This window comes from Rhizobacter sp., from assembly GCF_031412495.1.
Classification (GTDB): domain Bacteria; phylum Pseudomonadota; class Gammaproteobacteria; order Burkholderiales; family Burkholderiaceae_C; genus Schlegelella_A.
On record NZ_JANODC010000178.1, the window covers coordinates 1 to 4,255 of the forward strand.

Consider the following 4,255-nt stretch of genomic DNA (forward strand, 5'->3'; position numbering starts at 1 on the left):
CGGATCGCGTTCGCCCGCTGCAGCGACAACGCGTCGTTGGTTCCTTCCGAGCCGGTCCGGCTGGTGTGCCCGACGATGTTCATGCAGACGCGTGCGGCGGTGCTTTCACGCGCGATCTGGCGCAGCCACATCGGGTAGGGGCCGCTCACCCGAGCGTCGGACCAGAAGTCGGTGCTGCCCGGGTTGAACAGGAACTTGACGCCGAGCTCGTTGTAGGCGATGCCGAGCGCGACGACGCGGCCGAAGGCCTGCTCGGCTTCCTGGGTGCGCCCGAGCTTGGCACTCGCCAGGTAGATGCCGTTCAACACGCGCAGCTGCTCGCCCGTCGGCGTCGCCAGGGCGCTGCGGTACTGCCCCAAGGCCTCCACGTAGCGCTCCTGGTTGTAGAGCGTGGTGGCCTCGTTGATGAGGGCGGCCGCGGCGATGCGCTCGAGGTAGAACCGATCGCCCGGCTGCCCCGGAGGCGTCGCCGAGGTGCGCGCGTAGCCCTCGATCACCTTGTCCTTCACGAGCACCGGGCTGTCGCGGTAGTAGGCGAGCGGCGTGTGGTCCAGCCCCTCGTCGCGGGCCAGCGCCGTCGCCTGAGCGACCACGGTGCCGCTCTTCATGTCGGTGAGCGCGAGGTTGATCTGCAGGGCCCTCGTCTGCGTCCCGCCGTCGCCGGCCACGCGCGTCATCGTGCCGGTCAGCAGGTACTGCGCGCGGGCCAGGTTGGCGGACTGGAAAGGCAGGATCTCGAACTGCTCGAACTGGGTCGTCAGGCGCGCCGAGACGCGCCGCTCGAGGAGGGTCGTGGCCGCGGTCTGCTGCCCGGTCGCCGCGTCGAGCATCGGGTCGAGCACGATGCCGCGCTTGTTCAGGCGCGATTCGACGCGGGCGAGGAAGGCGGGCAGCTTCTGCGTCTGCGCGGCGAGGCCGTCGGTGGCCTGCACCACCGCCTGCTCGAACGGCAGTTCGCTGCTGAGCTGCGTGGCCTGCGGAGCGGCACACCCCGCGACGACGCTAACCAGCGAAACCAGGGCCAGCCAGGCTCTCATCTGCACTCCCTCCTCAGATAGGCGGCCTCCTCGGCCGTGAGCGGCTCGAGGGATGCCTTCTGCAGAATATCACTGCATCGCGCCCCGGCGGGACGTGGGTCGGGCGCGTAAGGCGCATCGGCCGCAGGGCTGCGAACCGCCGGCGTTTCGCGGCGTGGCGGCTCGCGCGGCAAATCGCGACTCGGCTCGCGCGGGGCCCGGGTGGTGACCGGTGCCGAGGGCTCGGGGCGGGTGGGTGCAGGCCGGGCGACAGGGGCGGCAGCGGGTCCGGCGCCCGGCTCGGCAATGGGCGCCGCGACAGGGGCCGCGCCGACAGCGGGGACGGTGGTCTCGACGGGTGCCGCGGCGGGTGCCGCGACAGGGGCCGCGACAGGGGCCGCCGCAGGCGTCGCATCCACCGCAGGCGGGCGCGGCGCGGTCTCGACGACGGGTGCGCTCTTGGCCGGCTTGGCCGCGTCACCTGCATTCGGACCGATGTAGACCAGCGCGGCGCCGACGGCCAGGAGCAGCGCGCCGCCGCCAACGATGGCCCAGCCGGCCCGCGAGCTGCCTGGCCGGACGGACGCCGTGCCGGTTGCGGGCGGGGGTGCGGCAGGGCCGGTGGGTCCCGCCGCGGCGCCCGGGTCGATGCTGTCCGGCCCCCGCCCCTGGAGCTCCGTCGCGATCTCGGGCGTGAGCGTGGCCGGCAAGGTCGAGTGGCCCAGCGACTCGGTGCGCTGGAGCGGTGCGTCGGGTCCCCAGGCGGCGGGCTGGCTGTAGCCGGTGGCGGCCGGCGCCGGCGGCAGGTCGGCATCGAGGAGGGCCCTGAACGCCTGTTCGCTCTGCGGCCGGTCCTGCGGCCGCAACGCCAGGGCGGCATCGATCGCGCGCAGGAACGCCGGGCTGTAGCGGCCCGCGGCGAGGACCGACAGCGGCTGCATCGCGTCGTCCATCAGCCGCTCGACCGACGACATCGGCGTCCTGCCGGTGATCGCGTAGTAGACGACGCAGGCGAGCGCGTAGAGGTCGGTCCAGGCGCCCTGCGCCATCGTCGCGACATCGCCGTACTGCTCGATCGGCGCGTAGCCCGGCTTCAGCACCACCGTGAGCGCATGCGTCATGTCGCCGATCACGCGCCGCGCGGCGCCGAAGTCGAGGAGCAGCGGCCCGCCCGGCGTGTGCAGGATGTTGTCGGGCGCGATGTCGCGGTGGAAGCAGCGCGCCGCGTGCATCACGGCCAGCGCATCGAGAAGCGGCCGCAGCCAGGCGCGCAGCTCGTCTTCCGTCGGCGGCCGGCCGAGCGCGGTGAGGGCCGCCTTCAGCGTCGGGCCCTCGTAGTACGGCATGACCATGTAGGCCGTGCCGTTCTCCTCCCAGAAGCGGTAGACCTTGACCAGCGACGGATGGTCGAATCGCGCGAGGAGGCGCGCTTCGTTGACGAAGCTCTTCAGGCCGGCGCGGAAGGTATCGAGGTGGCGCTCCGATTTGACGACGATGGCCGACGACCCGGCGACCCGGGACACCAGCGACGCCGGCATGTATTCCTTGACCGCGACCCGGCGCTGCAGCGAGTGGTCCCACGCGAGGTAGACGATACCGAAGCCGCCCTCGCCGATGAGCCCGGAAATTTCGTAGTCACGCAGCCGCGTGGCGGGCGGAAGCACGTGGCCCGGCTGCATGGTGGCAGCCTGGCCGGGCCGCCGCGACGGCGGCCGCACGATCGTCCGTTCCGGGTCGTCGTCGTCGGGCGGCGCACTCATCGCTAACGCCCCCGTCGGGGCACCTCTCACGCGCAGGGAATGATCTTGAACTCTACCCGCCGGTCGAGGACGTCGAAGCCGTTGTCGGTGCCGCTGCCGACGATGTTCTGGCGAAAGCCCATGCCCTCGGCGCGCATGCGCGTGCCGAGCTCGGGCTGCTCCTGGGCCAGGCGCTGCAGCACGTAGCTGGCGCGCTTGAGCGAGAGCGCGTCGTTGATCGGTGCCGGGCCGCTCCGGCTTGTGTGGCCGACGACGCTCATGCAGCTCTTCGCCGCCACCGCCCCGCGCGCGATCTGGCGCAGCCACATGGCATAGGAGCCGCTGATCTTCGGGTCGGTCCAGAACTCGGTGCTGCCCGGGTTGAACAGGAACTTGACGCCGAGTTCGTTGTAGGCGATCCCGAGCGCGACGATGCGCCCGAACGCCTGCTCGGCCTCCGCCGTCCGACCGAGCTTCATGTTCGTCAGGTAGATGCCGCTCTGCACGCGCAGCTGCTGGCCCTGCGGGGTGGCCAGGGCGCTCTGGTACTGGCCGAGCGCGTCCTGGTACTTCTCGGCGTTGTACAGGGTGGTCGCCTCGCTGATCACGCTGGCCGCGCCGATGCGCTCCATGTAGTACGCGTCGGCGCGCTGGCCGGCCGCGGTCGTCGTCGTCCGCGCGTAGCCCTCGACCACCTTGTCCCTGATCAGGATCGGGCTGTCCTTGTAGTAGCGCGACGGCGTGCTGTCGAGGTTCTCCGTGCGCGCCACCGTCGAGGACTGGGCGACGACGAGGCCGCTCTTCAGGTCGGTGAGGGCCAGGCTCAGGCGCAGCGTCGGCTTGCCGAGCTCGGCGCCGACCTCGCGCGACATGGTGCCGGTCAGCAGGTACTGGGCGCGCGTCAGGTGGGTGGCCTGGAACGGCAGGAACTGGAACTGCGGATAGATGTTGCCGATGCGCTGCGTCACGCGGCGCTCGAACAGCAGCGTCGTCTCGGTCTGCTGGCCGGTGATGGTGTCGAGCATCGGGTCGAGGACGATCGACCGCTTCGGTGCGTTCGGGTCAGGCTTCATGACCTTCGACTGCAGGCGGGCCAGAAAGGCGGGCAGGTTGCCGGTCTGGGCGACGAGCTCGTCGGTGGCTTCGGCAGCGGCTTTCTCGAAGGTCTGCGGCTGCGACGAGGAGCAGGACGAGACCAGCCACGCCATCGCGACGAGAAGACCGGCCCATCCGGGGGCACGGCCGGACGGTCCGGCACGGAGCACGGCGGGGTTCATCGGCATTCCTTCTTGAAGAAGTCTGTTTCGGCGGCGCTGATCGGCTCGAGCGACGCCTTTTGCAGGATGTCGGTGCAGCGCGACAGGCGCTCGGCGGCCGTGGCCACCGGGGGCACGACCGCCGGATCCGCGGCCTGGGCAGGCGTGGCGCTCGCCGCGGCGACGGGCAGGGTGAGCGGCGCCGCCGCCGCGACGGTCGGCGCGACAGGCGCAGGCGCGGGGG

The 4,255-nt window shown here is 71.7% G+C and carries 3 protein-coding genes and 1 pseudogene; all 4 read right to left on the reverse strand.

What is annotated here, in order from left to right; all coding sequences use genetic code 11:
* Positions 1–1,037, reverse strand: a 1,037-nt coding sequence (locus AC30N0_RS06585; RefSeq protein ID WP_489517129.1) for an OmpA family protein, incomplete at its 3' end; no start/stop codon positions are given.
* Entirely contained in the window at positions 1,034–2,776 is a 1,743-nt protein-coding gene (locus AC30N0_RS06590; RefSeq protein WP_489517130.1) for a serine/threonine-protein kinase, read from the reverse strand. The genes AC30N0_RS06590 and AC30N0_RS06585, both read right to left, overlap by 4 nt.
* A gap of 26 nt (positions 2,777–2,802) precedes the next feature.
* Positions 2,803–4,032, reverse strand: coding sequence for an OmpA family protein (locus AC30N0_RS06595; protein ID WP_489517131.1), 1,230 nt, complete (start codon positions 4,030–4,032; stop codon positions 2,803–2,805).
* Positions 4,029–4,255: pseudogene (locus AC30N0_RS06600) on the reverse strand (hypothetical protein); the annotation flags it as partial. The pseudogene AC30N0_RS06600 and the gene AC30N0_RS06595, both read right to left, overlap by 4 nt.

Excerpts from the sequence above, each read along its gene's own strand:
- AC30N0_RS06590 (WP_489517130.1), bottom strand. The coding sequence starts at position 2,776 with ATGAGTGCGCCGCCCGACGACGACGACCCGGAACGGACGATCGTGCGG.
- AC30N0_RS06595 (WP_489517131.1), bottom strand. The coding sequence starts at position 4,032 with ATGAACCCCGCCGTGCTCCGTGCCGGACCGTCCGGCCGTGCCCCCGGA.